This is a genomic window from Pseudomonas sp. dw_612 (assembly GCF_018449725.1).
GTDB lineage: Bacteria > Pseudomonadota > Gammaproteobacteria > Pseudomonadales > Pseudomonadaceae > Aquipseudomonas.
Genome location: NZ_JAAVVC010000008.1, coordinates 44,996 through 70,562, shown reverse-complemented (window position 1 = coordinate 70,562; position 25,567 = coordinate 44,996). Strand labels below are relative to the sequence as shown.

Here is a 25,567-nt window from a genome sequence, read left to right as displayed (position 1 = left end):
GGTCATTCTCCTGCTGGGGGTTGAGGGTCGATCTGCTGGGTAGTCGATCCGCCCGGGCTCCAATCGACAGCACCGCTGCCCGAACTGACCGACGGTACTTCAGCGCTCCCCGCCAGATTGCCCTCGATTTGCGCGGCCAGGTACAGCGTGCCCGCCATAACGCCGGTGGTCGGGTTTTGCAGCAGTTTTGTCCAGGCCTTGTCGAACGTGTTGCCCAGGCTGCTGCGGATCAGCGCTTCGCTGTCCGGCCGGTCGTTGGCCTGGATGATCGCGCGAATCCCCGCCACGCCCACCGTGATCAAGCCCCCGGCGAGTTTGCCGGCCGCCGCCGCCACGGCACTGGCGGCGCCGCGAGTGGGCATCTCGGCTTCCATCCGCTGGCTGGCGCGTTTGGCCACCGGCGCCATGGCGGTATCCGTCGAACTCACCCCTTTGTCGCCACCGGCCTTGTGGATCTTGTCGATCAGCGCCGCGTAGGCCGGCAATGAGTTCAGTGGCTCGGTATGAACCACCTGGTACAGCGAAGCGTCCCGGGCGGGCGGCGGCCCCAGGGCTATCGCGGGGATTTTCTGGATCCGCCCATTGAGCTGCGCCATCGGCACGCCGTGACGTTGGGAAATTTTCTGCAATTCTTCCTGAAGGATGTCGACGTAGAACGCTGTGGCCAGGCCGAGGATCGCGTCGGGATCGATCTCCACCGCGACCGGCGCCAGCACGCGTTGCTGGTATTGCTCCAGCAGATAAGCCGCCAGGCGCTTGGCCGAGGCATCTTGCTCGCCCGAGGCGCTGATCGTGTACCAGCTGACTTTCATCGACAGCCATTCCTGCGTCCAGTAACTGCTGAACCAGGGAATGAAGTTCTCTTCGGTCAGTTGATAAACCCGCGTGCGCCAGTAATCCATGGCCCCACGCGCATAGATTTTGGTCTGCTCGGTGGCCGATTGCGACGCGGCGATAATCTCCCGATCCACCTGCTGCCAGGTGCTCGGCGCCACCACCACGACCGGCGCTGGCGCCGGCGCACGGGAAGACGTGGCGCATCCCGCCAACACCACCATCACGGCGACGATCAACGAACGCAGGTTCAAGATCGCGGTGTCCTGGAGTCGCTCCCTGGCGAAATGCCCGGTGCTCATAAAGCTATTGAGTTGAGTATAGGTTGAGGGTTTTGGCCGTTCGTCTGGAGTTTTTGTGGTGACTTGGAGGCCGCCTTCGCGAGCAGGCTCGCTCCCACATTTGAAATGCATTCCCCTGTGGGAGCGAGCCTGCTCGCGAAGAGGCCCGAAAGAATGATGAAAAAACCTTCACCATCATTGCCGTCGATATTCATCATCGTAACGAATGCCTTCCGCAAAAAAACCGCCCGGCGCAGGATCAGCCCATACCCACTGCAAACCCCGTATCGGAGGGGCACATCATGTTGATCCATCTCCTGACCTGCCTGGCCCTGACCGCCGTCACCCTGACCCTGTTTTCCCGTTTCTTCCTGGACATCGGCCAAACCGAGGAGCACCCGTCATGATCCGCATCGTTACCCTGGCCGTGAGTTTCCCGGTGTTCGGCACCAACTACTATTCGCAACAGGTGGTCTCGCGCAAAGAGATCGCGCTGGTGTTCGACAAAAACTTCGAAGCGCTGCTGATGCCGGCCGCCGCCAATCACTTCAGCAACGAAGTGGTCGGGATCAATGACCAGTTCCGGTTTTTGAATGATGTGCTGGTCGAGCATTTGCTCGACATCGAAATGGCCCTGCAGCCCTCGCACCGGTTCACCTTCTGACCGGCGTCACTTGCCCAGGTTTTGATTCATCAGCCCGGGTTGTTGATTGGCGCTCTGCCACTGACGCAGGTTCTCGCAGCCTTTCACGTTGACTTCGGCCAAATGACTGCGGGCATCGCAGGTCATCGACCACTTCTGCCGCAGGGATGGGTATTTGATGAAATCCGCGCGGGTGGGGGGTTCGCAGCCGGACAGCGTCGCAGCGGATATCAGCATGGCGGCCAGTTTCCAGGCGGCCGGGTAGCTCACTTTTGATTTCATGGTGATGGGTTTCCTGTTGGGGAGAACCCATCCTATGGGCTGAATGGTCCTACTAGAAGAGCCACTTGCATGGCGTTTCATAGGGCCATTTTTATTGGCTCGAAGACGCTTTCGCGAGCAAGCCCGCTCCCACATTTGAAATGCATTCCCCTGTGGGAGCGGGCTTGCTCGCGAAGAGGCCCGCAAAACCACCCTCCCTCCCCAAGCCATGCCCCTAACAGGACAGCGGCCAAATGCCACCTATACTCCAACCACCTAACCGCAAAGGATCTGCGCTTCCAACAATAAAAAGCAGAGGTGGAACATGGTCTGGCAGCAAATCTACGACCCGTTCGGCAACCCGGTGATCTCGACCATCATGGCAGCAGTGCCGGTGGTGGTGATGCTGGCCTCCCTGGCGTTCTTTCATATCAAGGCGCACATGGCAGCGCTGCTGGCCCTGGCCTCAGCCTTGCTGATCGCTATCTTCGCCTTCGGCATGCCGGCGAACATGGCCGGTACGGCGGCGCTGTTCGGTGCGGCCAACGGGCTGTTGCCGATTGGCTGGATCGTGCTCAACATCATTTTCCTGCACCGACTGACCACCGAGAATGGCTCATTCAAGGTGCTGCAGGATTCCCTGGCGCGCATTACCGATGATCGACGTCTGCAATTGCTGTTGATTGCCTTCTGCTTCGGCGCGTTTTTCGAAGGTGCGGCCGGGTTCGGCACGCCGGTGGCGGTGACCGGGGCGATTCTGATCGGCCTCGGTTTCTCGCCCCTGGCCGCGTCCGGCCTGGCGCTGATCGCCAACACCGCGCCGGTGGCCTTCGGCGCCTTGGGCACGCCGATCATCACCCTGGCCAAGGTCACCGGACTGGATGAAATGGAGCTGTCGATGATGGTCGGCCGACAGTTGCCGTTCTTCTCGGTGCTGGTGCCGTTCTGGTTGATCTGGGCCTTCGCCGGTTGGCGCAAGATGCTGGAAATCTGGCCGGCGATTCTGGTGGCCGGGGTCAGTTTTGCCGTGCCGCAATTCATCGTCTCCAACTACCACGGGCCGATGCTGGTGGACGTGATCGCCGCGCTGATTTCCATGGCCTGCCTGACCGGTTTCCTCAAGGTCTGGAAACCCGCCACCGTGCACACTTCAGCGGCCCTGTCAGGACGCGTCGACAACTCGAAAATCGACCCCGAGCATGAGCAAAAACCCGAGGCCACTGCCACGTTTGCCAGCGACGCCAAACCGGCGGTCATGCGCGCGTGGATGCCGTGGATCATCCTTACCGTGTTCGTGTTCGCCTGGGGCACCCAGGGCTTCAAGAACCTGTTCGATACCCGCGCCGTCATCGACCCGCAAACCCACAGCGCCACGCTCGATCCGCAGGGCAAACCGTTGCGCGAGGCGAACCCGATCTTCTCCCCGGCCCTGACCTTCACCACCCTGCACCAGCAAGTCGAGAAAGTGCCGCCGGTGGTGCCGACACCAAAAACCGAAGACGCGATTTACAAGTTCACCTGGTTCACCGCCACCGGCAGCGGCATTTTCTTCGCGGCGATTCTTGGCGGGTTGCTGATGGGTTATTCGATTCCGCAACTGGCGCGCCAATACCTGCGAACGCTGTGGGTGGTGCGTTTTTCGCTGATCACCATTGCCGCGATGCTTGCCCTGGGCTATCTGACGCGCTACTCGGGACTGGACGCGACCATGGGCTTGGCGTTCGCCGCTACGGGGATTTTCTACCCGATGTTCGGCACCCTCCTCGGCTGGCTCGGCGTCGCGTTGACCGGTTCGGATACGGCCTCCAACGTGCTGTTCGGCGGCTTGCAACGGGTGACCTCCGAACAACTCGGGATCAGCCCGGTATTGATGGCCGCCGCCAACAGTTCCGGCGGGGTCATGGGCAAAATGGTCGACGCCCAGTCCATCGTGGTCGCCTCCACCGCCACACGCTGGTATGGCCACGAAGGGGAGATTCTGCGCTATGTGTTTTTCCACTCCATCGTGCTGGCGATATTGGTCGGCGGGTTGGTGACGTTGCAGGCCTATGTGGCGCCGTTCAGTCATATGGTGGTCGGTGGGCATTAATCCCTAAGGTCAGTTGTGCCTAATGCCAGTCAGTTAAGAGAATTTCAGACGAAACACGCACTGCGTAGCAGTTGACGAGCAACGCGAGGCAACGTTCGGCTGCGAAGCAGTCGTGAACCCTGAGTACACGTACTCTCTGAACCGCCGCGCTGCCCGATTTCACGCCTGCTGCGCAGCCGAACGCAGGCTTCGCCAGCTGCTACAGGTTGAGTGACGGCTTAACTGATCGGCATTAGTCGGTTGTGCCCGGTTTTTTCAATCCGGGCAAAACAAATAAACACCTTAGTCCCAAACGACCGGGAACCTTCCCCCACCAGCGCTGATCACTTGATACTCGACTAAGCTTAAAAGACTGAGCCAATGTGCCCGGGCGCATCGATTTGCTCTGCTCAGTCCCTCGAATAAACGTCCACCCGTTTTTATGAATAGAATGCTAAATTTCTCCGCCACTAAAAAGTTGCGTTGATTGATGCAGGTAACCGATCGCGACGGCGGCACATAAGATCGTCCTGCCAATATTCCGAGGCAGGCGCAAGCCTGATTATTTTGCAGCGACGTCCGGACGTCGTTTTCCAAGGCACATGCATGACAACTTCATCCGACCGAAAGTCCAGTGGTGCCACATCACCGCAACATCCGCCTCACTCACTCGACTTTGGTGTCGTCGGCATTGGTGCGTCCGCCGGTGGCCTGCAAGCGATCAAGTTGTTTTTCGAAAACATGCCTCACGACAACGGCATGGCGTTTGTGATCATTCTTCACCTGTCGCCGGATCACGACAGCATTGCCGACAGGATCATCCAGGAATCGACGCAGATGCCGGTCCTGCAGGTCACCGAAACGGTGCCCATCGAACGCAATCATGTATATGTGATTTCTCCGGCGCACCGGCTGAGCATGAATGACGGTTACCTTGAGGTCAGCGCGACCGACCCGCGCCAGGGTCGAACCTCGGCCATCGATCTGTTCTTCCGTAACCTGGCAGATGTGCACCGTGAACGGGCCTTTTGCCTGGTGTTGTCCGGTACCGGGTCCGATGGCGCCGTCGGTCTGTCGCGGATCAAGGAACAGGGCGGCGTCACGCTGGCTCAGGCACCGGAAGACGCCGAGTTCGATGGCATGCCCCGAGCCGCCATCGAAACGCAAATGGTCGACCTGGTGTTGCCGGTCGTGGAGATGCCGCAAAAACTGCTGGAGTTGTGGCGCAACGCGAAGTCCATCACCCTGCCCACCGCCAACGATCCCGACCTGCAATCCTTCGCCTCGGTCAACGAGCGTGAAGCCGCGACCGCCGAACAATTGCTGCACAGCATCCTGATCCAGTTGCGCGCCGGCACCGGCCATGACTTCAAGCACTACAAGCGCGCCACCGTGCTGCGCCGCATCGAGCGGCGGATGCAGGTCACGGCGCAGCCCGACCTGGCCGCCTATTACCGCTACCTGCAAGGCAGCCCCGAAGAAACCAAGGCCTTGCTCGCCGACATGCTGATTGGCGTCACCAACTTTTTCCGCGACCGCGAGGCCTTCGAAGCGCTGGAACGGGACGTGGTGCCGCAACTGGTCAGCGCGGCCATCTCGGCCCAGCCGGAAAAAGAAGAAATCCGCGTCTGGTCGGCGGGTTGCTCCACCGGCGAGGAAGTCTACAGCCTGGCGATGTTGCTCAACGATCAGATGCAACTGGAATCCAGCCAGGCCACGTTGCAATTGTTCGCCACCGATATCGACGAGCGCGCCATCAGCGTCGGTCGCAGCGGCCTGTACCCGCAAGCGATCATCACGGATGTGCCGCCCACCCGACTGCGGCACTATTTCGCCAAGGAAGACCAGCACTACCGGATTCGCAAAGAGCTGCGCGAAAAGGTGTTGTTTGCCAAGCACAGCTTGTTGTCCGATCCACCGTTCTCGCACATGGACCTGATTGTTTGTCGCAATCTGCTGATCTATCTGGATCGCGAAGTCCAACGCGAGATCCTGCAAATGTTTCACTTTGCCTTGCGTCCCGGCGGCTTCCTGTTCCTGGGCACCTCCGAGAGCGCAGATGCCTGCAATGACCTGTTCGCCCCGGTGGACAAGCGCAACCGAATCTTCCGGGCCAAGACGGGCGCCGGCAACAGCCGCCGTCCCCCTACGATGCCCCGCGGAGGCTACGTGCGAACCGATATCACCCGCCAGGTTCCACAAAGCAGTACGCCGCGCAAACTGTCGTTTGCCGACATCCACCAGCGCGCCCTGGAGCATTGCGCACCGCCGAGCATGATCGTCGACGCCAATGCCGACATCCTGCACATGAGCGAAAGCTCGGGGCGTTACCTGCGGCATGTCGGCGGCGAACTGTCCCGCAACTTGCTGACGCTGATTATTCCGCAACTGCGCCTGGAACTGCGCACCACACTGTTCCAGGCCCAGCAAAGCAGCCAGGTGGTGAAGTCCCGGGCGGTGGTGATCAAACGCGAGGATCGCAGCTTCAAAGTGGACCTTCTGGCCCACCCTTATCGCGACGAAGAATCGGACAGCGAATTCGTCCTGGTGATTTTCGAGGAAGTCGAAGTCGACGCGGCCGACGTCGCGACCGGCACCGCGCTGCAATCGGAAAACCAGGTGTTATCCAACCTTGAGCGGGAACTGCAACGCACCAAGTTGCAGTTGCAGGACACCATCGAACAATCGGAAGTCTCCAGCGAAGAGCTCAAGGCTTCCAACGAAGAAATGCAGGCGATCAACGAAGAACTGCGCTCGGCCACCGAAGAGTTGGAAACCAGCAAGGAAGAGTTGCAGTCGATCAACGAAGAGTTGCTGACCGTCAACTTCGAGCTGAAAACCAAAGTCGAAGAAACCGACAAGATCAATGATTACCTGACCAACCTGATCGCCTCCACCGACATTGCCACGGTGTTTGTCGACAGCAACCTGCGCATCAAGTGGTTCACGCCCCGGGCCACCGACATCTTCAGCATGTTGCCGGTGGACACCGGGCGTTCGTTGCTCGACATCACCCATCGCCTGGACTACGAAGACCTGGCGGGCGATGCGGCGCTGGTGTTCGAGTCCTTGAACATGATCGAACGCGAAGTCTGCAGCACCGACAACCGTTGGTACATCGCGCGCATCCTGCCTTACCGCTCCAGTGAAAATCACATCGACGGCACGGTGCTGACGTTCATCGACATCACCAAGCGCCGCGCCGCCGAAGAAGAGCTGCGCATGGGCGAAGAACGCATGCGCCTGGTGGCCGAAAGCACCCGCGACTACGCGATCATTACCCTCGATGAACTGGGGATCATCACCACCTGGAACAAAGGCGCGGAACTGATCTTCGGCTACAGCAAAGCCGAGGCCGAAGGCGCGTATTACGACTTCCTGTTCTCCGAAGAGGACCGTGCCGCCGGCGTCCCTGAAAACGAGTTGCTGGCGGTGCGTACCCACGGCCGCAACGAAGACGAACGCTGGCACCTGCGCAAGGATGGCAGCCGCTTTTTCTGCAGCGGCGAAGTCACGCTGCTTCAGGGCGACAACCTCAAGGGCTACGTGAAAATCGCCAGGGACCTGACGGGGCACAAGCGTCTGCATGAAGAGCAGAACCTGCAACTGGCTGAAACCCAGAGCACCAGCCATCTCAAGGACGAGTTCTTTGCGGTGATGTCCCATGAGCTCAAGCACCCGCTGAACCTGATTCAACTCAACGCCGAACTGCTGCGGCGCCTGCCCGAGATCAAGTCGGCGGACCCGGCGGAAAAAGCGGTGAACACCATTTGCGACGCGGTCAGCAGCCAGGCGCGCATCATTGACGATTTGCTCGACGTCGCCCGGATACGCACCGGCAAACTGCGGCTCAAGCGCAGCACCGTCGACCTGAACCGGATGCTGCAAGACATCCATCACGTAGTGACCAATGACAACCCGGGCGTCGACATGACGCTGCACATGCCAGAGGCGCTGGTGATCGATGCTGACCCGACACGGGTCGAACAAATCATCTGGAACCTGGTAAATAACGCGCTGAAGTTCACCCCGGCTGGCGGCGCCATCCGCTTGATTGCGAGCAACGATGGCGGCATGGCCCGGCTCGATGTGCAAGACAGCGGCGTCGGCCTGAGCGCCGAGAGCCTGGGTGAAGTGTTCGACCTGTTCGGTCAGGCCGCCAATCAGCATGCGACCCATCAACGGGACGGCCTGGGGATTGGCCTGTCGCTGGTCCGCCAGTTGACCGAGGCCCATGGCGGCAGTGTCGAAGTGCAATCCCCAGGCCTTGGCCTGGGCTGCACCTTTACCGTGCTGCTGCCCTTGAGCACACCTCATGAGGCCCTGGCGCCGTCGGCGCAGTCCGGCGAACAGTGCGGGCGTCTCGCCGGGCTCACCGTGTTGCTGGTGGATGACTCCCGGGACGTGCTGGACACCCTGAAAATGCTGCTGGAAATGGAGGACGCCCGGGTCATCGACTTCACCGAGCCGCACCAGGCGCTGGAAGCCGCCCGGACCGGCCAATACGACGTGGTGGTGTCCGACGTGGGCATGCCGGGCATGAGCGGCCATGACCTGATGCGCGCCCTGCGTGAACTGCCGCACATCAAGCAAATCCCGGCGATTGCCTTGACTGGTTACGGCGCCGAGAGCGACATCGAGAAATCCCGCAAATCCGGTTTCGACCGACACCTGGGCAAACCGGTGTCGTATGACGCGCTGATCGAGACGATTGAAGAACTGAGGCAGATGCGGGGGGATTGACCCCACTCACCACCGAATCCCTGCGGGAGATCCCTTTGTGGGAGCGAGCCTGCTCGCGAAGGCGGTGGATCAGTCAATATCACTGTTGATTGGTAAATCGCCATCGCGAGCAAGCTCGCTCCCACAAGGGTTTGGCGTCGTTCGCACTGTTTCCATCCACCACAGATCTCCTGTGGGAGCGGGCTTGCTCGCGAAGGCGGTGGGTCAGTCAGCTTCAATATTGAATGGTCAATCGCTTTCGCGAGCAAGCCCGCTCCCACAAGGGTTTGGCGTCGTTCGCACTGTTTCCATCCACCACAGATCTCCTGTGGGAGCGGGCTTGCTCGCGAAGGCGGTGGGTCAGTCAGCTTCAATATTGAATGGTCAATCGCTTTCGCGAGCAAGCCCGCTCCCACAAGGGTTTGGCGTCGTTCGCACTGTGTCCATCCACCACAGATCTCCTGTGGGAGCGAGCTTGCTCGCGATAGCGGTGGGTCGGCCAGCATCAATGGTGGAGGGTAAATCGCCTTCGCGAGCAAGCTCGCTCACTCAGGGATTGGCGTATTCCTTTTTACAGATGCAACCATGCCAATGTCCCCAGCACCACACTCGCGCCAGCGGCGGTGTAGGCGACTTTTTTCAGCCACTCCTTGCGGGTCAGCAAGGTGATGGCTGCCAGGGAAATCGCGATCTGGATCGCGGTCATCGCCTGGGCCCAGCGGTGATGTTGATGCAAGGCCTGTTCTGACTTTTCATCCCACACCCGCACTTCTTCCTCCAGCGCTTCGGCTTTCTTGCGCACGACTTCTTTTTCTTTTTTATAGCGCTCGGCTTCGGCCGCGTAGTGCGTGGCGTCGATGCCCGGGATATGGGTCGCCAGTTCGGAAAGGTTCTGCCGACTGGATTTGGCCTGGTAGTAATTCCACTGGTTGGACGCTTCGGTTTTCTCGATGGCGGCGTTGTTCTTGTCCATCGCCGCTTCGCTTTCCGTGGAGCCCGCCTGATAGCTGAGCAAGGCGCCGATGGTGGCCATGACGGCGGTCATCACTGCGATTTTGCTGGCGAAATTATCGCCATTGCCATGGGCATGATGCGTGACGTGTTCGACATGGTGTTCGTGGGGGCTGGGGACTTCGAACGTTTCAGACATGGCTTTGACTTCAGGGGTTGGACGAGGGTCGAAGTGTAAGGCCAGCCCTCCTCCAAAGCGCTGCTCACCGCAGAGCCGTTCAGCCAGGGTTCAGGCTGGGCTCGCTCGGCGTTGCTCCAGCAGATGCACCATCAACCACGCATACAACGTCACCGCGATAAACAGCCCCATGCGCACGGCAAACGCGGTGTAGACATCCTTGCCAGCGGCGCTGTCCTGCACCGATTGCCCCAGCAGGATAATCAATGTGATCAGCGTATTCAGCCAGAACCCCGGGCTGAACCGGGTCGGGCTCAGGGCATAAAGTTTGCGCGCCAGCACCAGCCCGAACAGCAACATCCACAGAAAGAACATCCACAAGTGCACGAACAGGCTCAGAGCGCACCAGAACAGAATCGCCAACAGACCGCCCAGCAGCGTCGAGCCAAGCAACTCGCGACCGGCATGGCGCGCCGTGGTCGTGGAACTCTGCTGCCCCACGCTGACCGCTTTGAGGATAATCGGCAGGTAGCTGGCCGGATCGATCAGCGCGAGCAGGAATGCCGGCAACACGATCAGCGTGGCCCGCAGCGCGACTCGATCAATCTCTTCGGCTGGAAGTGTCGGGGCGACAGGTGATGGCGGCACGTTGGCCGGTTCGGGAAACAGCCCATGGCTCAGCGTCACCACGATCACCGCGAGCAGCAACCCTTTGACCAACGCGCCGATGACCAGCAGCGCCAATTCAAAACTGGCAGTGCCGGCCGCCGAAATCATGGTCAGGCCGATCACCAGAAAGGTCACGATCAGGTTGTTGCCACCGCGCAGGCCAAAGCGAAACACTCCGAACAATCCGACGCTAATCAACAGCAAACCGCTGAGCGGGTAATGACTCAACAGCGGGACCAACAACAAGCCGACGCTGGTGGTCAGCATCGCCACCAGCGCCAACACCACCCCGGCCTTCAACGGCAGCGGCCGATTAAGAGTCGCCAAAAACAGCAACGCCAGCACCGGCGCAAGAAACGGAATCGGCAACGCCAGGCCGAAACTCGCGGCCAGACACAGCGCCGTGCCCGTAGCCAGGCGCAGCGAACGCTGATCCCGGGGCGTGCGCCTAGTAGGCATACGACAACCAGCTCATCAGACTCAAAAACATCCGCCCGAGCGGGTTCAACGGATTGCCAGATGCCGGGAACGCCATCACTTCCGCCTGCCCACCCGCGCGAATGGCGCGACTGTCGCGCAGGGTATTCATGGCGTCCTCATCGAACTCGATCACCACCGGAAAACGCTGGGCCGGACGCAACCAATCTCGGCTGTTCTGCACGCTCGGCAAGGTGCCAGGCGCGGGCGGCTGGCCGACGCTGACGCCATAACCGACACTGCGCACCCGGCCGCCGAACACCTCGCCCGGCAATGCATCCAGCACAATCGCCACCGGCGTGTCGGGTTTGACCAGGCCCAGGTTGTTCTCAGTCATGTCGGCACTGATCCACACATCATGGATGGCGATCAGGGTCATCACCGGGCTGCCGGCGGCGGCGAATTGGCCGACATCGGTGCGCAGGTCGGTGATCAGCCCGGCCGAGCGCGCGCCGATGCGGGTGTTGGCCAAATCCAGTTCGGCTTTTGACAAGGCCGTCGCGGCACTGCGCAACTGAGCGTTTTCCGTCTCACTGCCGCCCTCCTGCTCCTTGGCCCGTTGCACTTCGGCCTGCGCCGCAACGACCTGGCTGGCGGCCTGTTCGAGATTGGCCCGGGACACTTCCAGCAAGCGTACCGACACCGTGCCTTTATCCGCGCGGTACAAGCCTTCCAGGCGTTGATTGTCCTGCCGCGTCTTGAGTTCGTTGGCCTGGGCCGAACGCAACGACGCTTGCGCCGAGGCGATGCCGGCGGTGCTGGCGCCGATCTGGCGGCGGGTCGATTCGAGGTCGGCGCGGGCGCGCTCCACGGCGATCTGATACGGCTGCGGATCGACCTCGAACAGGATGTCCCCGGCCCGGACATCCTGGTTGTTGCGCACATTCACCCGGATCACCCGCCCCGCCACTTCCGACGCCACCGGGATCACAAACGCCCCGACTCGGGCCTGTTGCGTGTAAGGCGTGAAGCGGTCGGCCAGCAAGTACCAGGCGAGGCTGATGAGGATCAGCAGCAGCACCCACTTGATGCCTTTTTTCGCCGGATCGGCGGCCGGTGCGGGCGCCTTGGGTGCAGGCGCTTCGACAGAAGGCTGCGCGGCTTCACTCATGGTTGTTCACCTTGTCGGGCTGGGGAAAGACTGGCGGCGTGGCGGTGGGCTCGTCGAGCAAGTCGCCCCAGTCCGTGCGTTTTTCCATTTGTTTTTGCGTGGCCCGATCGACAATCGGCTGGGCGGCGTACCAACCGCCACCAAGGGCCTTGTACAGCGCAATCAAATTGCTCACGGCATTGCTGCGGCTGACCAGGTAGTTGTCCTGCTGTTCGAGCAATGCCCGTTGCGCATCCAGCACCCGCTGAAAATCTGAAAAGCCTTCGGTGTACTGCGCGCGCGCCAGCACCAGCGAACGCTTGGCCGCCACTTCGGCCTGGCGCAGGATGCGTTCGCGCTCCAGGGACTTGCTCAGGCCGCTGGCGGCATCGTCGGCTTCCCGTGCAGCCTGGCGAACCGTGTCGCGGTAGGACTCGATCAGTTGCTGCAAACGCGCATCCTGCACCCGCACGTTGTTGGTGATCTGGCCGTGGTCGAACAGGTTCCAGCGCAGGCTCGGGCCGCCGACAAAATCCAGGTTGTTCGGCGTGCCGCCCACGGAACTGGCGGTCCAGACAATGCTGCCGAGCAAGGTCAGCGACGGATAGAAATCACTGACGGCGACGCCGATCAGTGCCGACTGGGCGGCGACATTCAACTCGGCGGCACGCACATCGGGGCGACGCAGCAGCAGGTTGGCTGGCACGTCGCGCAGCACCGCGCGGTCCAGCAGCGGGATCAACTCCTGGTTTTCCGTCACTTGCGGTAACTCGCCCGGCGCCTGCCCGGTCAGCACCGCCAGGGCATTGCGGGTTCGATGCAACTGGTCTTCGAGGTTGGGGATGCTGGCCAGCGTGCCGAGGTATTGGGTCCTGGCCTGTTGCAGGTCAAGCTCGGCGGTCTGGCCACTGTTGAACAGCTTGCGCGTGATGTCGAGGCTGCGTTTCTGCTGCCGAGTGTTGTCCCGGGCCACGCGCAATCGCGCTTCGGTGGCGCGCAGTGAAAAGTAGGTGTCCGCCACTTGCGCGCGCAGCAGCACCAGCACGTCTTCATAGTTGGCCTGGGCCGCGAAATAACTGGCATCGGAGGATTCGATGGCGCGACTGAAACGGCCCCAGAAATCCAGCTCCCAGCCCACGTCGAAGCCTTCGCTGAACTGCCAGAAACGGCTGTTCTTCGGGTTGCTGCCGCTGTATTGGCGGCGCTCCGCGTAGAGCAAATCGACATTCGCCTGCTGCAGTTGCGGATAGCGCCCGGCCTGGGCAATGCCCAATTGCGCCCGGGCTTCAATCACCCGCAGCCCGGCAATTTTCAGGCTGGAGTTGTGGGCATCCGCGTCGGTGATCAACTGGTCGAGCACCGGGTCATTGAAGACCTGCCACCACTGGCGCAGGTCCGGACTTTCGCCCCGCTCACTGGCTTTTTCCAGCGCCGGCGTGCTCCAGTGTTTGACCCACTCCTCGCCTGGCGGCTGGAAGTCCGGCCCCACGCGCGCGCACCCACTGAAGCCGAGCACCAGCAGCAAGAGCGGCCCCGACCGGATCAGCATGGCGGCGCGTGAATGCATAGGGGGGTTCCCCGGCCAAGGAAGATGACTGGAGCATAGCCGTCCCTATGAAAGCCGAGCGGTACAAAAACGCGGACTTGCTCGCAGTCCCGTGTCAGCTGCTACGCTTTTTCAAGTGCTCGCAAATCAGCGGCAATCCATCAAAGGTGCGACCCTCATGACCACCCAACCCCACTCGGCCGGCTGGCGCTTCAAACTGGGCATCGTCATTCTCTGCCTGATGCTGGGCTCATGGCTGATGGTGCCGCTGGCGGCCGCCCTCGGGGTTCCGGGTTCGAAAATCGCGGCGATGACGGGCGTGCTGTTTATCAGCAACAAGGTGCTGCTGATTCTGGTGATTGCGGTCATGGGCAAGGCCGGGTTCCAGCAATTGAAACGCAGCGTGTTTGGCTACGTGACATCTATGGCGCCGAGTGTCGACGCCGAAGTGGGCCCGGTTCGGCATCGCGTCGGCCTGGTGATGTTCTGCTTGCCGCTGATCTCGGCGTTTCTTGAACCCTACGTCGACAGCCTCTGGCCGGGATTGCGCCCGAACCTGTGGCAGATGCAGGTGCTGGGCGACCTCATGCTGATCGGCAGCTTTTTCGTGCTCGGCGGCAACTTCTGGGACAAGGTGCGCGCGTTGTTTATCCGCACCGCCAAAGTCGCGAATGCCTAAACATCATCGACAGGAAACAGGCCAATGACCCGTCTGACCGCCAAAGACTTCGCCCCCGAATTACTGGAACTCTACGACTACTACGTGCATGGCCAGATCAACCGGCGCGAGTTTCTCGACCGTGCGGCGTTGTTCACCCTGGGCGGTTTGACCGCGTCTGCCCTGCTCGCCGCCCTGAGCCCGAATTACGCCCTGGCCGAGCAAGTGGAATTCACCGACCCGGACATTCTCGCCGAGTACATCACCTACCCATCGCCCAAGGGCCACGGCCAAGTGCGGGGTTACCTGGTGCGCCCGGCGAAAGCCACCGGCAAGGTGCCGGCGGTGGTGGTCGTGCATGAAAACCGGGGGCTCAACCCGTATATCGAAGACGTCGCCCGGCGTCTGGCCAAGGCCGGTTTCATCGCCCTCGCCCCCGATGGCCTGACGTCGGTGGGCGGCTATCCCGGCAACGATGACAAGGGCCGGGAGCTGCAACTCACCGTCGACCCGGAAAAACTCATGAATGACTTTTTCGCCGCCATCGAGTGGCTGATGCACCATTCCTCGGGCACCGGAAAAGTCGGCATCACGGGTTTCTGTTACGGCGGTGGCGTGGTCAATGCGGCGGCCGTGGCCTACCCGGAACTGGGCGCGGCGGTGTCATTCTATGGTCGCCAGCCTGAGGCCAAGGATGTAACGCGCATCAAGGCGCCGCTGATGCTGCACTACGGCGAACTGGACACCCGTATCAACGAGGGCTGGCCGGCGTTCGAGCAGGCGTTGAAAGCGGCGGGCAAAACCTATGAAGCCTACATTTACCCCGGCGCGAACCACGGCTTTCATAACGACTCCACACCTCGCTACGACGAAGCCGCCGCCAAACTCGCCTGGAGCCGCACGCTGGATTGGTTCAAGCGCTATCTGGCGCTGAATGAAGGTCAGGCGGTCTGAGCGTTCGCGGCATTCCTCGCGATTTCGATGCCCCACTCCATCGCCGCTTCCATGTCCAGCAGATGCGGCGATGGATCGTTGTTCTCAAGAATCACCGTGCCGTCCGGCCGGTAAACCCCGATGGACATCTCCAGCGAACCGTCCCGCAGGATTTTGGCTTTCACCTCGATTTTGCAGGCGTTAGGCAGGGTTTCCGTGTGAATCAAATGGCGCTCGGTCATGTCGTACTCCCGTTTTTTTGGCCCTGAACCCCATATCAAAAGACACTGAAGTTTAATGCCAAACGTTATATGAAAAATTCATTATTAATGGCGATAAAGAGAGCCGTTATATATGAGGAAAAAGCTGAACCCGCTTTTATTCATCGCCATTCTTAATAACAATCATGGGTCATCCATCCACTTCGCGATTAACAAACAGGTATTAAAAATTTAACAGGCATTATGCCTCTATTGACCATTGCATATTTAAAGACTCCTGCTTAACTGCAAAAACTGCTGATCGGAGCAGTGTCACATCGACCACGGAAGGAGTCGTCATGAGCAGTTCTTCGTCTCATCCCATCCCACCCTACGGGGCCGCCATCCATGACGCGATCACGGAAGGCAACCTGCAACAGATGCAAGCGTTATTGAAACAACGTGACGCAACGAAAGTTGAATCCAAAGCGCTACAGACCGCCTACGAAAAACTGGCCAAGGAAGTTGCGCGCCAGGAAAAACACTAGCTCTGTTTTCTCCCCTTATTGCAATGGAGGCAATAACCATGTCTGGTTCTAATCAACAGCCTGTCGGCTTGTTCCCGCTCGCCTATCGAATTGGCACTTCGGCACCGGGCGCACAAAGCCTGGCACTCAATCTGCTGGTCTTCACCCCTGACGAGACGGTCAACGGCACCGCCGCCATCACCCAGGCCACCAACCCGCCGCTGGATGTGCATTCCGACGTCTGGGGCGAGTACACCTACCTGACGGTGATGTCGCCGGGGGTCAGCAAAATCCTGATCACCGCACAAGGCAATCAGGGCGGCCCGGGCTCGAATTCCATCGTGAATTTCAAGATTCAACTGGTGGTGGGCACCGACTGGAAGGACGGTATCGCCAACTACGCCTACCTCGATGGTCAACGCTGGGTCGAGGTCAACAATGTGCCCGCCCATCTCGCCGAAACCGTGCGCTCCAGCGCCTTCCCGCCCCTGGAACCCGGCCCGGTGATTCCGCCGCAGTCACCCTATCCGCCGATCATGCCGCTGTACGCCGCGCCGATTCAGAGCGCCATTGCCAGCGGTGACCTGGCGCAGATGAAAAACCTGGCCAGCCTGGCCAAACAACAACTGGATCAGCAGCCACAACTGCAAAGTGCACTGGAAGCCGCCAAGGGCGAAATCAGCCGGCTGGAACGTCGCTGACCCGGCCACTCAATGTGCCTGGCTTGTCCTGAAAACACTTAAGGGAGTTGCACCATGTCAATCGGACTTTTTCACACACGCCTCAACGTCAGCAATCACCTGCTCGGCGCCCCGGTTCTGACCCTCGATCTGCTGGTGGACACGGTTAAAAAGAAAGTCAGCGGTGTTGCCAATCTCGTTCAAACCACCCATCCACCCGTGCACTTTCATGCTCGGGTTTGGGGTGCGTATTCCGAGGTCAAACTGATTCCGACGGCCGAGAGCCACATCATCCTGACCCTGGACGGCAGCCCGAGCGGCCCGCTCAGCCAGATCGCCCAGACCTTTCATTTGAAGGGCATCCTCGGTGCCGATTGGATCAGCGGCTTTGTCGACTATCGGTACTACGAGCAGGGCATCTGGCATGAGATCAAACATGCCGCCGTCAGCCCGGCCCCCATCGTCATCACCCCTGAGCACCCGCATCACGCCCAACCGCTGTACGCCGTCGCGGTCCAGCAGGCGCAAGCCAGCGGTGATCTGGCGCAGCTGAAATCGGTGGTCAGCAAAGGCGAGCAGCAACTGGCTCACAGCGGCGCCCTGCGTGGTGCGCTGGAGCAGTTGAACGCTGAGATTGCGCGTCTGGAAGCACGCTAAACCGTCAGTGAAGTGCCTGGAGTGATCCGTGGCGAGGGCTGGCTCCCTCGCCACAACTACGATGGATTCGTGCCGCGCACATGTCGCTGCGCAAGGATTTCCCATGTCAGACAATCGCCCTGCCCGCTACCTCAGTGAAACCGACCTCAAGCGCTACGTGCCGGTGCATGTGGTCTGGGAAATCACCCTGGCTTGCGACCTCAAATGCCTGCACTGCGGCTCTCGTGCCGGCCACCGCCGACCCGATGAATTGAACACGCAAGAATGCCTGGACGTCATCGACGCCCTGGCGGCGCTCGGCACCCGCGAGATCACTTTGATCGGCGGCGAAGCCTATCTGCGCAAGGACTGGACCCGACTGATCCAGGCCATCCACGACCACGGCATGTATTGCGCGATCCAGACCGGTGGCCGCAACCTGACGCCGGCGAAAATGCAGGCGGCGGTGGATGCCGGGCTCAACGGCGTCGGTGTTTCCCTCGACGGACTGGCGCCGCTGCACGACGCCGTGCGCAACGTTCCGGGTTCATTCGACAAAGCCGTGGACACCCTGCGCCGCGCCAAACAGTCCGGCCTGGCGGTCAGCGTCAACACCCAGATCGGCGCCGCCACCCTGCCCGACTTGCCCGAATTGATGGACCTGATCATCGACCTCGGCGCCACCCACTGGCAGATCCAGTTGACGGTCGCCATGGGCAACGCTGTCGATCATCCGGAGCTGTTGCTGCAACCCTATCAACTGCTGGAAGTGATGCCGCTACTCGCGCGCCTCTACCGCGAAGGTGTCGATCGCGGCCTATTGATGAACGTGGGCAACAACATCGGTTACTACGGCCCGTATGAACACATGTGGCGCGGTTTCGGCGACGAACGCGTGCACTGGAGTGGCTGCGCCGCCGGGCAAACCGTGCTTGCGCTGGAGGCCGATGGCACGGTGAAAGGTTGCCCGTCCCTGGCCACCGTCGGTTTCTCCGGCGGCAACGTGCGCAACATGAGCCTGCACGACATCTGGCACTACAGCGAAGGCATGCACTTCGGCCGCCTGCGCTCGGTCGATGACCTGTGGGGCTACTGCCGCAGTTGCTACTACAACGACGTCTGCCGCGGCGGCTGCACCTGGACCTCACACTCCCTGCTCGGCAAACCCGGCAACAATCCCTACTGCCATTACCGCGCCCTGGACCTGCAAAAACGCGGGTTGCGTGAGCGGATTGTCAAACTGGAAGACGCGGCGCCCAAGTCGTTTGCGGTCGGGCGTTTTGATTTGATCACCGAGCGCATCGAGACGGGTGAAACGATCAGCAGCGTCAGCGACAGCGGTCAGGTGATCAAACTGGCGTGGGCAAATCAGGGCCAGAAATCGCCGGATGAAGGACGGGTTCCGACGCAATTGGCGCTGTGTCGCGGGTGCTTGCAGTACATCCATCAACACGAAGTCACGTGCCCGCACTGCGCCGCAGATGTGGCTGCCGCCGAGGCCCGGCACCAGGTGGATCGGGCGCGGCAGCAAGGGATCATGAATACGCTGACCGGGTTGTTGGGGTTGCCACAAAATACGTTGATGTAACGAACGCTTGAAGCATGGGACCGGCAGACAATTGCGAATGCAGTTCGCGAGCCAAATGAAAACGGGCGACCTTTTCGGTCGCCCGTTTTATGCGGCAGGTACACTCGTCACGGGAACACGCTGCTCAGGCAGGGTCACATCGTAAACATGCTGCTCACAGCCCTGACCAATAAACTGGAACTCCACCAAATAGACCTTGCTTCGTTCTGGCGTAAAAGTGTTCTTCAGCGGGCCGCAACGATAATTGCCGCCGGCGCCCCTGCCATTCGAATATCCCGACACCTCAAAAGACTTATCGGCATCGGCCTGTACTTCCAATTGCGGGAAGCGTTTAACCGTGGCGCTATTGGCCACTTCGTTAAGTTTGGCGATCCAGCCGAACACCTTGCCCTGGCCCGAATCCACCACGGTGCCCAGCACTTCCATTCGTTGGTCAGTATCGGCTGCACGGCGGACCGAGAACTCGACTGGAAAGGTGTAGCCCGACGCTTTCATGATGACCTTGGCGTGCTGCGCATCGACAGCTACCGTGTTTTGGTGCAGCTGGATACCGTCTTTCAGCAGACTGGCGGACGAGTCTCGGACGTTGGAATGGCAGCCTGACAAGGTGAAAATCAGGGCCAGCAGCAGTGCGGTTTTGTTCACGTAGAATGTCCTTTTATTTCCATTGAATATTGAGTGTGAGCAGGCAAAATTCCAATGTGCGGCCATTTTAGTGCGTTTCACTCTTCGCCCAGGAAATTCCCTGACTGAGCATACGCATCATTTTCCAATGATAGAGCAACAACCAAATTCGCCCATTTTATTGCATGGGCGAACGCGTAAATCGCTACGCCTTCCCCCTACAAATAACCTGCCTTCTTCAGCATCGCCAACAGCTCAGCATTCAGTGATTCGTCACTTATTCCTTCTATTTTTCCTGGCCCCCGCCAATGCCAGATAAGCTGAAGGGCCAAGCTATCCACCTCGATAAACTCTTCGTGAAAAAGTTCACTAAGCCGTGCATTACCGAGGGTGGCATCAACATTTATTAACTCTCTAAAAACCTCGCACGGTAATTTACCGTCGTTAATACCTTCAAGCATAAAATCCTCCAGCGCCATGCACCATCTTATGGTTTTTTGAAAACAACCGTGGTTATATCGTTAAACATCCCCGTTTCCGGTGCCTGAACACTTGTAAACTCATACTTCGCCGCAATGCGCCCCGTCCATGTATTTGCAGCGGCCTCAGTAGGAGGCATACCTTTTGCCAAATTAGCCAAGTACTCCGCGGTATTAACGCTGCCGGCTCCTCCAACCCAAGCACCCCGAACAGCATTAACTTTGACTCCTTCTTGATCCAACCGCTGCATAGCGCTAATAAACATATCCGTTCCAGAGGGATTAAAGCCGTTGTTGCTAGACCGAATATCAAAGCCCAAAACACCATTCTTATCCACGTTCACAAGAAGCCCCGCAATACCATCTGGGTCTCCATATTTCAGTGTAACCAAACCATCTTTATACGATTTCATTAAAAAATCTGAAGTCACGTCAATCCGCGGCGTTAATGCCGGAGCGTCCGGCACAACCTTAACCGGTTGATTCAAGAATCCAAAGTCGCCATCTGCTCGTGCTCTCACAGTATCCCAAGGAATACCTTTACTGCCATCTAAACTCTAACGAGCACAAACTCCATCAAAATGCCACTGCCAATCATGCTTTCAATAATTATCCGACTCGCCTCTATCGACTTCACAGCGAAATTTATTTCATTTAATGACGAGGAAAAGTCAACGATACAATCCATGTCTGGAATTCTCTTGTTCCCCTTGATTTTAAAACCTTCAATACCAAGAACTGCAATATCGTTATTTTTGCAGTAGTTGATCAGCCTAATTCCATCGCCAACATCAAACAAAGGAGTGCCACTCCACATCAATGTAGGAGTGATAGGTAAATCCTCTACGGATACTTCAACTGCAATCAGTCCCATGGTGCAACCCACCCAGGGTCATTTTTATTGGAGACTTGGACAATCGCTCCCGTGCGATCATTCCTCACCACATAAGAACCGTCCTTAGCGATATACCCAGTAGCGGGATCATTAAGGCGGCTCCCTGACACAGTATCAAAACGAGTATCTTTCGTCACAACCGTTTTGATTGGTTTATCGATTACAGACTGTATGGAGCTTTCCGTCCAACCCCGCTTACCCATTTGGTCGGCAATCTTTGGCTCAATCGTAATTGAAATTCCTTTTGCACCATCCGCAGCCGCTTTCTTCGCAGCAGCCCTCTTCGTCAACACCTCCAAAACCGCGTCAACAACGACCTTACCGCCTCGAAGCCCCGTCAGCGATAGGATCGCATCATCAATAGCGCTGACCGACACTATCCCTTTGCCAGCCAATGCCGACAATCGCTCAGCGGCATCCGCCACGCTGGAATCATAAGTCGAGATATTCGCTAGCTCATTCGAATACTGACTCGTTTGATCTGGGCCAAATTGCCTCCACTGTTCATAAACAGCATCAGGGCCATAGGTCCCAGCAGCATTGAACAGGGTCGAGTCGTTGAATTGTTCCTTTGTAGCGTTGAATGCGTATACCGGCGCGCCGTCAGCGATGATCTGCCGACCATCGCTCCAAGTCAGCGGTATTTTCTGATCCGATAACTGAGCAACCGCTTCATAGGCAACCCCCATGTCTCGAACAAAAGCGGCAGACTCAGGATCGTTACCCACGGCTTGCTTCATAAGATTTGTTAAACGCGCCAAGTCGACGGCATCCACTTCGGCGCCGCTGGCGATCAACAGCAAATCTTCCCAACTAGCGCTCGATTCCGGCTGTCCTTGCGTTTTCGCAAGGTCCTCAGCCTTTTTCTTCAGCAGTGGAATTTCCTGCTGCTTATGCAACTGGCGGTTAAACATGTCAACGCCAGCCGCACTATTCACCGATGTAATCACACCGGATGTGCCGCTCCCTGATCCCGCTGTCGCTCCCAAACCCGACGCGATCAATGTACCCAACGCATCCTGCTGCGCATCTGTCAAATCGCTATTTTTCAGTGCATTGGCAACAGTTGGCATCAGAGCCGCAGAGACCCCGGCACCCAATGCACCGCTTAGGGCATTACCGCTAGACAACCCCATCGCTGCACCGGCCAATGCGTGCAGCATCACTCTTGCAGCCCCGCCTTCGGCCCATGCTGCTTGAGTTACGCTGTCAGTAGCGTCGCGTGCTTGCTTGTCAGCGTAGTCGCCAATTTTTTTGAAGATATCGCTGGAAGTGGTATTGGCGACGATACCGATAGCGGTAGTACCGCCAACCCCTCCCAGGGCTACCGCAATCAAGCCAGTTGCAACGTCGGCCATGATTCGCTTGTCACCACCTGGCCGCCAACTATCAAACTCACTGATCGCAGCCTGGCGTTCCTCTTCAGTCGTCGCTGATTTGATTTTTTCGCTGGCCGCTTGCTGCTGGGCGCTGGCTACTTTGCCAATGATGTTTTTGGACAGTGCGACTGTGCTCTGGATGAGATCAATCCGCTCCTGTATCGCTTTTTCATCAGGTTTATCCAGCGTCTGATTAGCGTTGGCGGTATCGCGATTCAGTCCAACCAGATCATTCGCGCCCTCGGTGTTGCGTACGATGATGGTGCCTTCACTGACAGCGCTGCGGGTGCTGCTGTGGTCCGAATCACTCAGTGAAAGCGGAACGCTACCACCCACGTTCGAACCAGAATTGCTGCCATAGGAGAGCGAAAGCCCCGCCGACTGGGCGCTGATCTCGCTGGTGTTTTTGATGTCGCTGACGATCAGACGATCAGTGCTGAGCTGGTTCTTGTCTGCCGACGCCTCACTGGCAATCACCGCGCCTTGCAACGTGGTGTTTTTGCCGACCGTTATGTCGTAACCGTCCTTGCCAGCGAACAAACCGCTCTGATCAGTCACTGCCTTGTAGTCGCTGTTCATGTTGCCAGCGGACAAGCTTGCGGACGCGGTCACGGGTGCGCCGTAGCAGAACGGCGGAATACAAATGCTGGCACCGAAACCAGCGCTGCCCTGTTTGCTCTCCTGGGTCTCGGTGTCCTGACGCGAGGTGATGTTCAGGTTGCCGTCAACCAATGCCTTGATGCTGTCGGCACGCACCTGCGCGCCAGCAAGGGTCGTGTCCTGTCCACTGTGCAGGGAGAGAGTGCCGGTATCCAGGGTAGTGTTGACTTGGGTAACGGAGCTACCGGTCCCCATGCTCTTGGCGATGGAAGCGCCCAGGTCGAGGGTGAACCCGTTCTGCTCGCCGAGGTTGAAGCTGGCGCCGATAGCGGTTTTATTGTTGCTGCTGTTGTTGGCCCAATTGGCGGTGTTTTGCGCACTTTCCAGAGTGATGTTGTTTTTAGCCAGCAATACGGTGTCGACGGCTTTCAAGCTACTGCCAATAACGTGGATATCACCCGCCGTTCCCGGCGTACCGCCGTCAGCAATGATCAACAAACCCTGGCCAGCATTGATCGTGCTTTGCTTGGCGGTCTGGCTGTTGTACTCGCTGGTACTTTTGCTGTGGGTGTTTGCCAGCTCCGTGCCAATCTTGATCAGGGAACCATTACTGGCAGAGCCCTGTTTTTTCCCATAATCCGAACCCGCGCCTTCGGCGTCTCCGCCCATACCGCCCAGATCGTTGAACGCCATTGCCGCCTGAGCCAGCTTCACCGCTTTGAGTCGCGGATCGTCAGCATTTTTGGCCGCTTCAACAGAGCTTCGAATCGTATTGACCGTATCGACAATTACGCCACCAATCACCCTACCCACCGCCAAACTGTTGCTCTTGTCAGTAGTGCTTTGGCTCGAGCTTTCCATGCCGGCAGCGATGGTCACCTTGGACCCGATCAGGCTCATGTTCTTCGTACTGATCAGGTCGCTGGCGGTCACGCTCAGTTCACGACCGCTGGTGAGGCTGACGCTGCCCTCACTTGAGCCGATGGTGCTGCCGGTCAAGGTAGTTTGGGACGAAGTACCGGTGTGATTCTGACTGCTGATTGAAAGGTGCTGATTACCAGTAATGTCATCGACGCCGAGATTGTTGGCTGTCAGTACGCCGGTCAGGTCGTGGTTTTTTTCCTTATGAAGTTCATTACGGGTGAAGGTGTTTTCCGCTGCGTTGATGGTCAGGTCACGACCGGCCTGTACAGCAAGGTCCTGGGTGCTGACCAGCGATGAGCCGGTGATCGTGATGTCGCGATTGGCCACCACATCCACGGTATTACCGGAAATCATGCTGCCAACAGCTGTGGTTTGCGTCTCGGAAACCTGATCCTTGACCTTGCTCGACTTCAAGCCTCCCCAGCTACTTTTACTGGAGCTGCTTTCATGGCGAGCGCTGCTGGAATCAGTAACTGCAACGATCTGAACATCGTCGCCAGCCACCAGTTGCACGCTACCTTTATCGGCCGCAACCTCGCTGCCTTTGATCAGTATGTCGTTACTGGCCAGCAGGGTTATGTCACCTCCGGCAGTCACTGCACTGGCAATATTGGTCGTGCTGGAAGTCTCATCAAGTCGGCTCTTTTTGCCCGACGAACTTTTCTTGGTTTTGCTGTAGAAGCTGTAATCGGTATCTTCGGCAGACTGGAGCGTCAGATCGGCGCCAGCAACCAGATAAGCCTCATCCCCCGCACTTACCCGGCTGGCAATCAAACTCAGATCCTTGCCAGCGTTAAGCGAGACGGTGCCGCCAGCCGTCAGCGTCGTAGACACCTGACTAACATGATCCTCCTGACTCGTAACCTTCTTGGTCTTGCTATACGAGTGAGCTTCATCCGCCGCCGAGGCCAATGTCAGATCACCGACAGCGCTCATGCTCACATCACGTTTGGCATCGATCTGGCTGGCAATGGCGGTAATGTCACGGCCGGCGTTAACCTTCAGGTCCTGCCCCACATCAACCGTCGAGCCGTATTGGGTAACGCTTGAATCCGTGTGCAAACCACGCACGCCGCTGGTGACTTGTTCGGCGGAGACGAGGTTGACGTCACGCCCGGCGGTGATTGTGGTATCCGCGCCGCTTTTCAGTACGCCACCGGTGTTGTTGAAGTCTTGTCCGGCCTTGATGGTCAGGCTGTTGGCGGCTTCGATGCGGGCGGCGCTGTCGACGAAGTCGGTGCGTTCGTCGCGGTAGCCGCTGCTGCTTTCGTGGGTGGTGACGGTGCGTTCGTTGATCACGTCGCCGCGGGTGGCGGTCAATGAGACGTCGCGGCCGGCGATGACGCCGCCCGACTTGTTGGTGAGGTTGTTGCCGGCCAGCAGGTCGAGGCGATTGCCGGCCTCCACCAGGCCACTGTTGACCAAGTCGTTGGTGGCGGTGGCCGACAGGTTGTTGGTGGCCTTCAGGGTGCCGGCGTTGTTCAGGTCCTTGCCAGCGATCAGGGTTACGTCGCTGCCCTGGATCAGGGCGCCGTTGGCGGCCAAACGATTGTTGGCGTTGGCCAGGTACAGTACCGGCACCAGTACTTGCTCGCCGTTCACTTCGGCGTTTTCCATCCAGACAATGTCGTGGGTCAGGGCCGCGGCTTGTTCGGACGTCAGGCTGACGCCGATCGACAGGTTGAGCTCCCTCTTGCTCGCGACGGCGTTGTTCATCAGTACTT

General features: G+C 58.9%; 21 protein-coding genes. 9 read left to right on the top strand and 12 right to left on the bottom strand.

Annotated features, from left to right (window positions below):
- Positions 1-2: 2 nt before the first annotated feature.
- Positions 3-1,088, bottom strand: a complete 1,086-nt coding sequence (locus tag HB680_RS14585) for a hypothetical protein (RefSeq protein ID WP_213939327.1) — start codon at positions 1,086-1,088, stop codon at positions 3-5.
- 430 nt (positions 1,089-1,518) lie between these two features.
- On the opposite strand from HB680_RS14585, the gene HB680_RS14580 reads away from it, so the two are divergent.
- Entirely contained in the window at positions 1,519-1,779 is a 261-nt protein-coding gene (locus HB680_RS14580; protein WP_213939326.1) for a hypothetical protein, read from the top strand.
- A gap of 6 nt (positions 1,780-1,785) precedes the next feature.
- On the opposite strand, the gene HB680_RS14575 is transcribed toward HB680_RS14580, so the two are convergent.
- On the bottom strand, positions 1,786-2,040 hold the full coding sequence (locus tag HB680_RS14575; protein ID WP_213939325.1) for a hypothetical protein: 255 nt from the start codon (positions 2,038-2,040) through the stop codon (positions 1,786-1,788).
- 304 nt (positions 2,041-2,344) lie between these two features.
- On the opposite strand from HB680_RS14575, the gene HB680_RS14570 reads away from it, so the two are divergent.
- Both HB680_RS14570 and HB680_RS14565 read left to right on the top strand, forming a co-directional pair.
- Entirely contained in the window at positions 2,345-4,108 is a 1,764-nt protein-coding gene (locus tag HB680_RS14570; protein WP_213939324.1) for an L-lactate permease, read from the top strand.
- A gap of 585 nt (positions 4,109-4,693) precedes the next feature.
- Complete coding sequence (locus HB680_RS14565) at positions 4,694-8,830, top strand: CheR family methyltransferase (protein ID WP_213939323.1); 4,137 nt, start codon at positions 4,694-4,696, stop codon at positions 8,828-8,830.
- 550 nt (positions 8,831-9,380) lie between these two features.
- On the opposite strand, the gene HB680_RS14560 is transcribed toward HB680_RS14565, so the two are convergent.
- The 4 genes from HB680_RS14560 to HB680_RS14545 form a co-directional block, all read right to left on the bottom strand.
- Positions 9,381-9,959, bottom strand: coding sequence for a DUF4337 domain-containing protein (locus tag HB680_RS14560; protein WP_213939322.1), 579 nt, complete (start codon positions 9,957-9,959; stop codon positions 9,381-9,383).
- A 90-nt stretch (positions 9,960-10,049) separates the two neighbouring features.
- Positions 10,050-11,066: a DUF2955 domain-containing protein gene (locus HB680_RS14555; protein WP_213939321.1), complete on the bottom strand. Its 1,017-nt coding sequence runs from the start codon at positions 11,064-11,066 to the stop codon at positions 10,050-10,052.
- Positions 11,056-12,195: an HlyD family secretion protein gene (locus HB680_RS14550; RefSeq protein WP_213939320.1), complete on the bottom strand. Its 1,140-nt coding sequence runs from the start codon at positions 12,193-12,195 to the stop codon at positions 11,056-11,058. Before HB680_RS14550 ends, HB680_RS14555 begins: the two co-directional genes overlap by 11 nt.
- Entirely contained in the window at positions 12,188-13,723 is a 1,536-nt protein-coding gene (locus HB680_RS14545) for a TolC family protein (RefSeq protein ID WP_213939501.1), read from the bottom strand. Before HB680_RS14545 ends, HB680_RS14550 begins: the two co-directional genes overlap by 8 nt.
- Before the next feature lie 175 nt (positions 13,724-13,898).
- Here HB680_RS14545 and HB680_RS14540 point away from each other — a divergent pair, with 175 nt between their 5' ends.
- Both HB680_RS14540 and yghX read left to right on the top strand, forming a co-directional pair.
- Positions 13,899-14,399 carry a transporter suffix domain-containing protein gene (locus tag HB680_RS14540; protein ID WP_213939319.1) on the top strand — a complete coding sequence of 167 codons (501 nt, stop codon included), beginning with the start codon at positions 13,899-13,901 and terminating at the stop codon, positions 14,397-14,399.
- 24 nt (positions 14,400-14,423) lie between these two features.
- The gene (gene yghX / locus HB680_RS14535) at positions 14,424-15,332 is read left to right on the top strand and encodes a YghX family hydrolase (protein WP_213939318.1); all 909 of its coding nucleotides are present in this window, start codon (positions 14,424-14,426) and stop codon (positions 15,330-15,332) included.
- On the opposite strand, the gene HB680_RS14530 is transcribed toward yghX, so the two are convergent.
- Positions 15,320-15,553 carry a hypothetical protein gene (locus HB680_RS14530; protein ID WP_213939317.1) on the bottom strand — a complete coding sequence of 78 codons (234 nt, stop codon included), beginning with the start codon at positions 15,551-15,553 and terminating at the stop codon, positions 15,320-15,322. The genes yghX and HB680_RS14530 overlap by 13 nt on opposite strands.
- Before the next feature lie 317 nt (positions 15,554-15,870).
- Between HB680_RS14530 and HB680_RS14525 the strand changes: the two genes are divergently transcribed.
- From HB680_RS14525 to HB680_RS14510, 4 genes are all read left to right on the top strand, one after another.
- A complete protein-coding gene (locus HB680_RS14525) occupies positions 15,871-16,059 on the top strand; it encodes a DUF1843 domain-containing protein (protein ID WP_213939316.1) in 189 nt (62 codons plus the stop codon).
- 38 nt (positions 16,060-16,097) lie between these two features.
- Positions 16,098-16,739 carry a DUF1842 domain-containing protein gene (locus HB680_RS14520; RefSeq protein ID WP_213939315.1) on the top strand — a complete coding sequence of 214 codons (642 nt, stop codon included), beginning with the start codon at positions 16,098-16,100 and terminating at the stop codon, positions 16,737-16,739.
- A gap of 54 nt (positions 16,740-16,793) precedes the next feature.
- A complete protein-coding gene (locus tag HB680_RS14515; RefSeq protein ID WP_213939314.1) occupies positions 16,794-17,375 on the top strand; it encodes a DUF1842 domain-containing protein in 582 nt (193 codons plus the stop codon).
- 103 nt (positions 17,376-17,478) lie between these two features.
- Complete coding sequence (locus tag HB680_RS14510) at positions 17,479-18,942, top strand: GDL motif peptide-associated radical SAM/SPASM maturase (RefSeq protein ID WP_213939313.1); 1,464 nt, start codon at positions 17,479-17,481, stop codon at positions 18,940-18,942.
- An 87-nt stretch (positions 18,943-19,029) separates the two neighbouring features.
- Here the strand turns inward: HB680_RS14510 and HB680_RS14505 are convergent, their stop codons facing one another.
- The 5 genes from HB680_RS14505 to HB680_RS32785 all read right to left on the bottom strand — a co-directional run bounded on the left by HB680_RS14505 (position 19,030) and on the right by HB680_RS32785 (position 25,559).
- On the bottom strand, positions 19,030-19,587 hold the full coding sequence (locus tag HB680_RS14505; protein ID WP_213939312.1) for a hypothetical protein: 558 nt from the start codon (positions 19,585-19,587) through the stop codon (positions 19,030-19,032).
- Between the two features lie 197 nt (positions 19,588-19,784).
- Positions 19,785-20,027, bottom strand: coding sequence for a hypothetical protein (locus HB680_RS14500; protein ID WP_213939311.1), 243 nt, complete (start codon positions 20,025-20,027; stop codon positions 19,785-19,787).
- 26 nt (positions 20,028-20,053) lie between these two features.
- Complete coding sequence (locus HB680_RS14495) at positions 20,054-20,533, bottom strand: hypothetical protein (RefSeq protein ID WP_213939310.1); 480 nt, start codon at positions 20,531-20,533, stop codon at positions 20,054-20,056.
- A gap of 62 nt (positions 20,534-20,595) precedes the next feature.
- Entirely contained in the window at positions 20,596-20,919 is a 324-nt protein-coding gene (locus HB680_RS14490; protein ID WP_213939309.1) for a hypothetical protein, read from the bottom strand.
- Complete coding sequence (locus tag HB680_RS32785) at positions 20,910-25,559, bottom strand: hemagglutinin repeat-containing protein (protein ID WP_346657393.1); 4,650 nt, start codon at positions 25,557-25,559, stop codon at positions 20,910-20,912. The genes HB680_RS14490 and HB680_RS32785 overlap by 10 nt, the downstream gene beginning before the upstream one ends.
- Positions 25,560-25,567: the final 8 nt, after the last annotated feature.

Excerpts from the sequence above, each read along its gene's own strand:
- HB680_RS14580 (WP_213939326.1), top strand. The coding sequence starts at position 1,519 with ATGATCCGCATCGTTACCCTGGCCGTGAGTTTCCCGGTGTTCGGCACC.
- HB680_RS14510 (WP_213939313.1), top strand. The coding sequence starts at position 17,479 with ATGTCAGACAATCGCCCTGCCCGCTACCTCAGTGAAACCGACCTCAAG.
- HB680_RS14490 (WP_213939309.1), bottom strand. The coding sequence starts at position 20,919 with ATGGGACTGATTGCAGTTGAAGTATCCGTAGAGGATTTACCTATCACT.
- HB680_RS14540 (WP_213939319.1), top strand. The coding sequence starts at position 13,899 with ATGACCACCCAACCCCACTCGGCCGGCTGGCGCTTCAAACTGGGCATC.
- HB680_RS14500 (WP_213939311.1), bottom strand. The coding sequence starts at position 20,027 with ATGCTTGAAGGTATTAACGACGGTAAATTACCGTGCGAGGTTTTTAGA.
- HB680_RS14575 (WP_213939325.1), bottom strand. The coding sequence starts at position 2,040 with ATGAAATCAAAAGTGAGCTACCCGGCCGCCTGGAAACTGGCCGCCATG.
- HB680_RS14515 (WP_213939314.1), top strand. The coding sequence starts at position 16,794 with ATGTCAATCGGACTTTTTCACACACGCCTCAACGTCAGCAATCACCTG.
- HB680_RS14525 (WP_213939316.1), top strand. The coding sequence starts at position 15,871 with ATGAGCAGTTCTTCGTCTCATCCCATCCCACCCTACGGGGCCGCCATC.
- HB680_RS14570 (WP_213939324.1), top strand. The coding sequence starts at position 2,345 with ATGGTCTGGCAGCAAATCTACGACCCGTTCGGCAACCCGGTGATCTCG.
- HB680_RS14545 (WP_213939501.1), bottom strand. The coding sequence starts at position 13,723 with ATGCTGATCCGGTCGGGGCCGCTCTTGCTGCTGGTGCTCGGCTTCAGT.
- yghX (WP_213939318.1), top strand. The coding sequence starts at position 14,424 with ATGACCCGTCTGACCGCCAAAGACTTCGCCCCCGAATTACTGGAACTC.
- HB680_RS14565 (WP_213939323.1), top strand. The coding sequence starts at position 4,694 with ATGACAACTTCATCCGACCGAAAGTCCAGTGGTGCCACATCACCGCAA.
- HB680_RS32785 (WP_346657393.1), bottom strand. The coding sequence starts at position 25,559 with ATGAACAACGCCGTCGCGAGCAAGAGGGAGCTCAACCTGTCGATCGGC.
- HB680_RS14555 (WP_213939321.1), bottom strand. The coding sequence starts at position 11,066 with ATGCCTACTAGGCGCACGCCCCGGGATCAGCGTTCGCTGCGCCTGGCT.
- HB680_RS14530 (WP_213939317.1), bottom strand. The coding sequence starts at position 15,553 with ATGACCGAGCGCCATTTGATTCACACGGAAACCCTGCCTAACGCCTGC.
- HB680_RS14520 (WP_213939315.1), top strand. The coding sequence starts at position 16,098 with ATGTCTGGTTCTAATCAACAGCCTGTCGGCTTGTTCCCGCTCGCCTAT.
- HB680_RS14560 (WP_213939322.1), bottom strand. The coding sequence starts at position 9,959 with ATGTCTGAAACGTTCGAAGTCCCCAGCCCCCACGAACACCATGTCGAA.
- HB680_RS14550 (WP_213939320.1), bottom strand. The coding sequence starts at position 12,195 with ATGAGTGAAGCCGCGCAGCCTTCTGTCGAAGCGCCTGCACCCAAGGCG.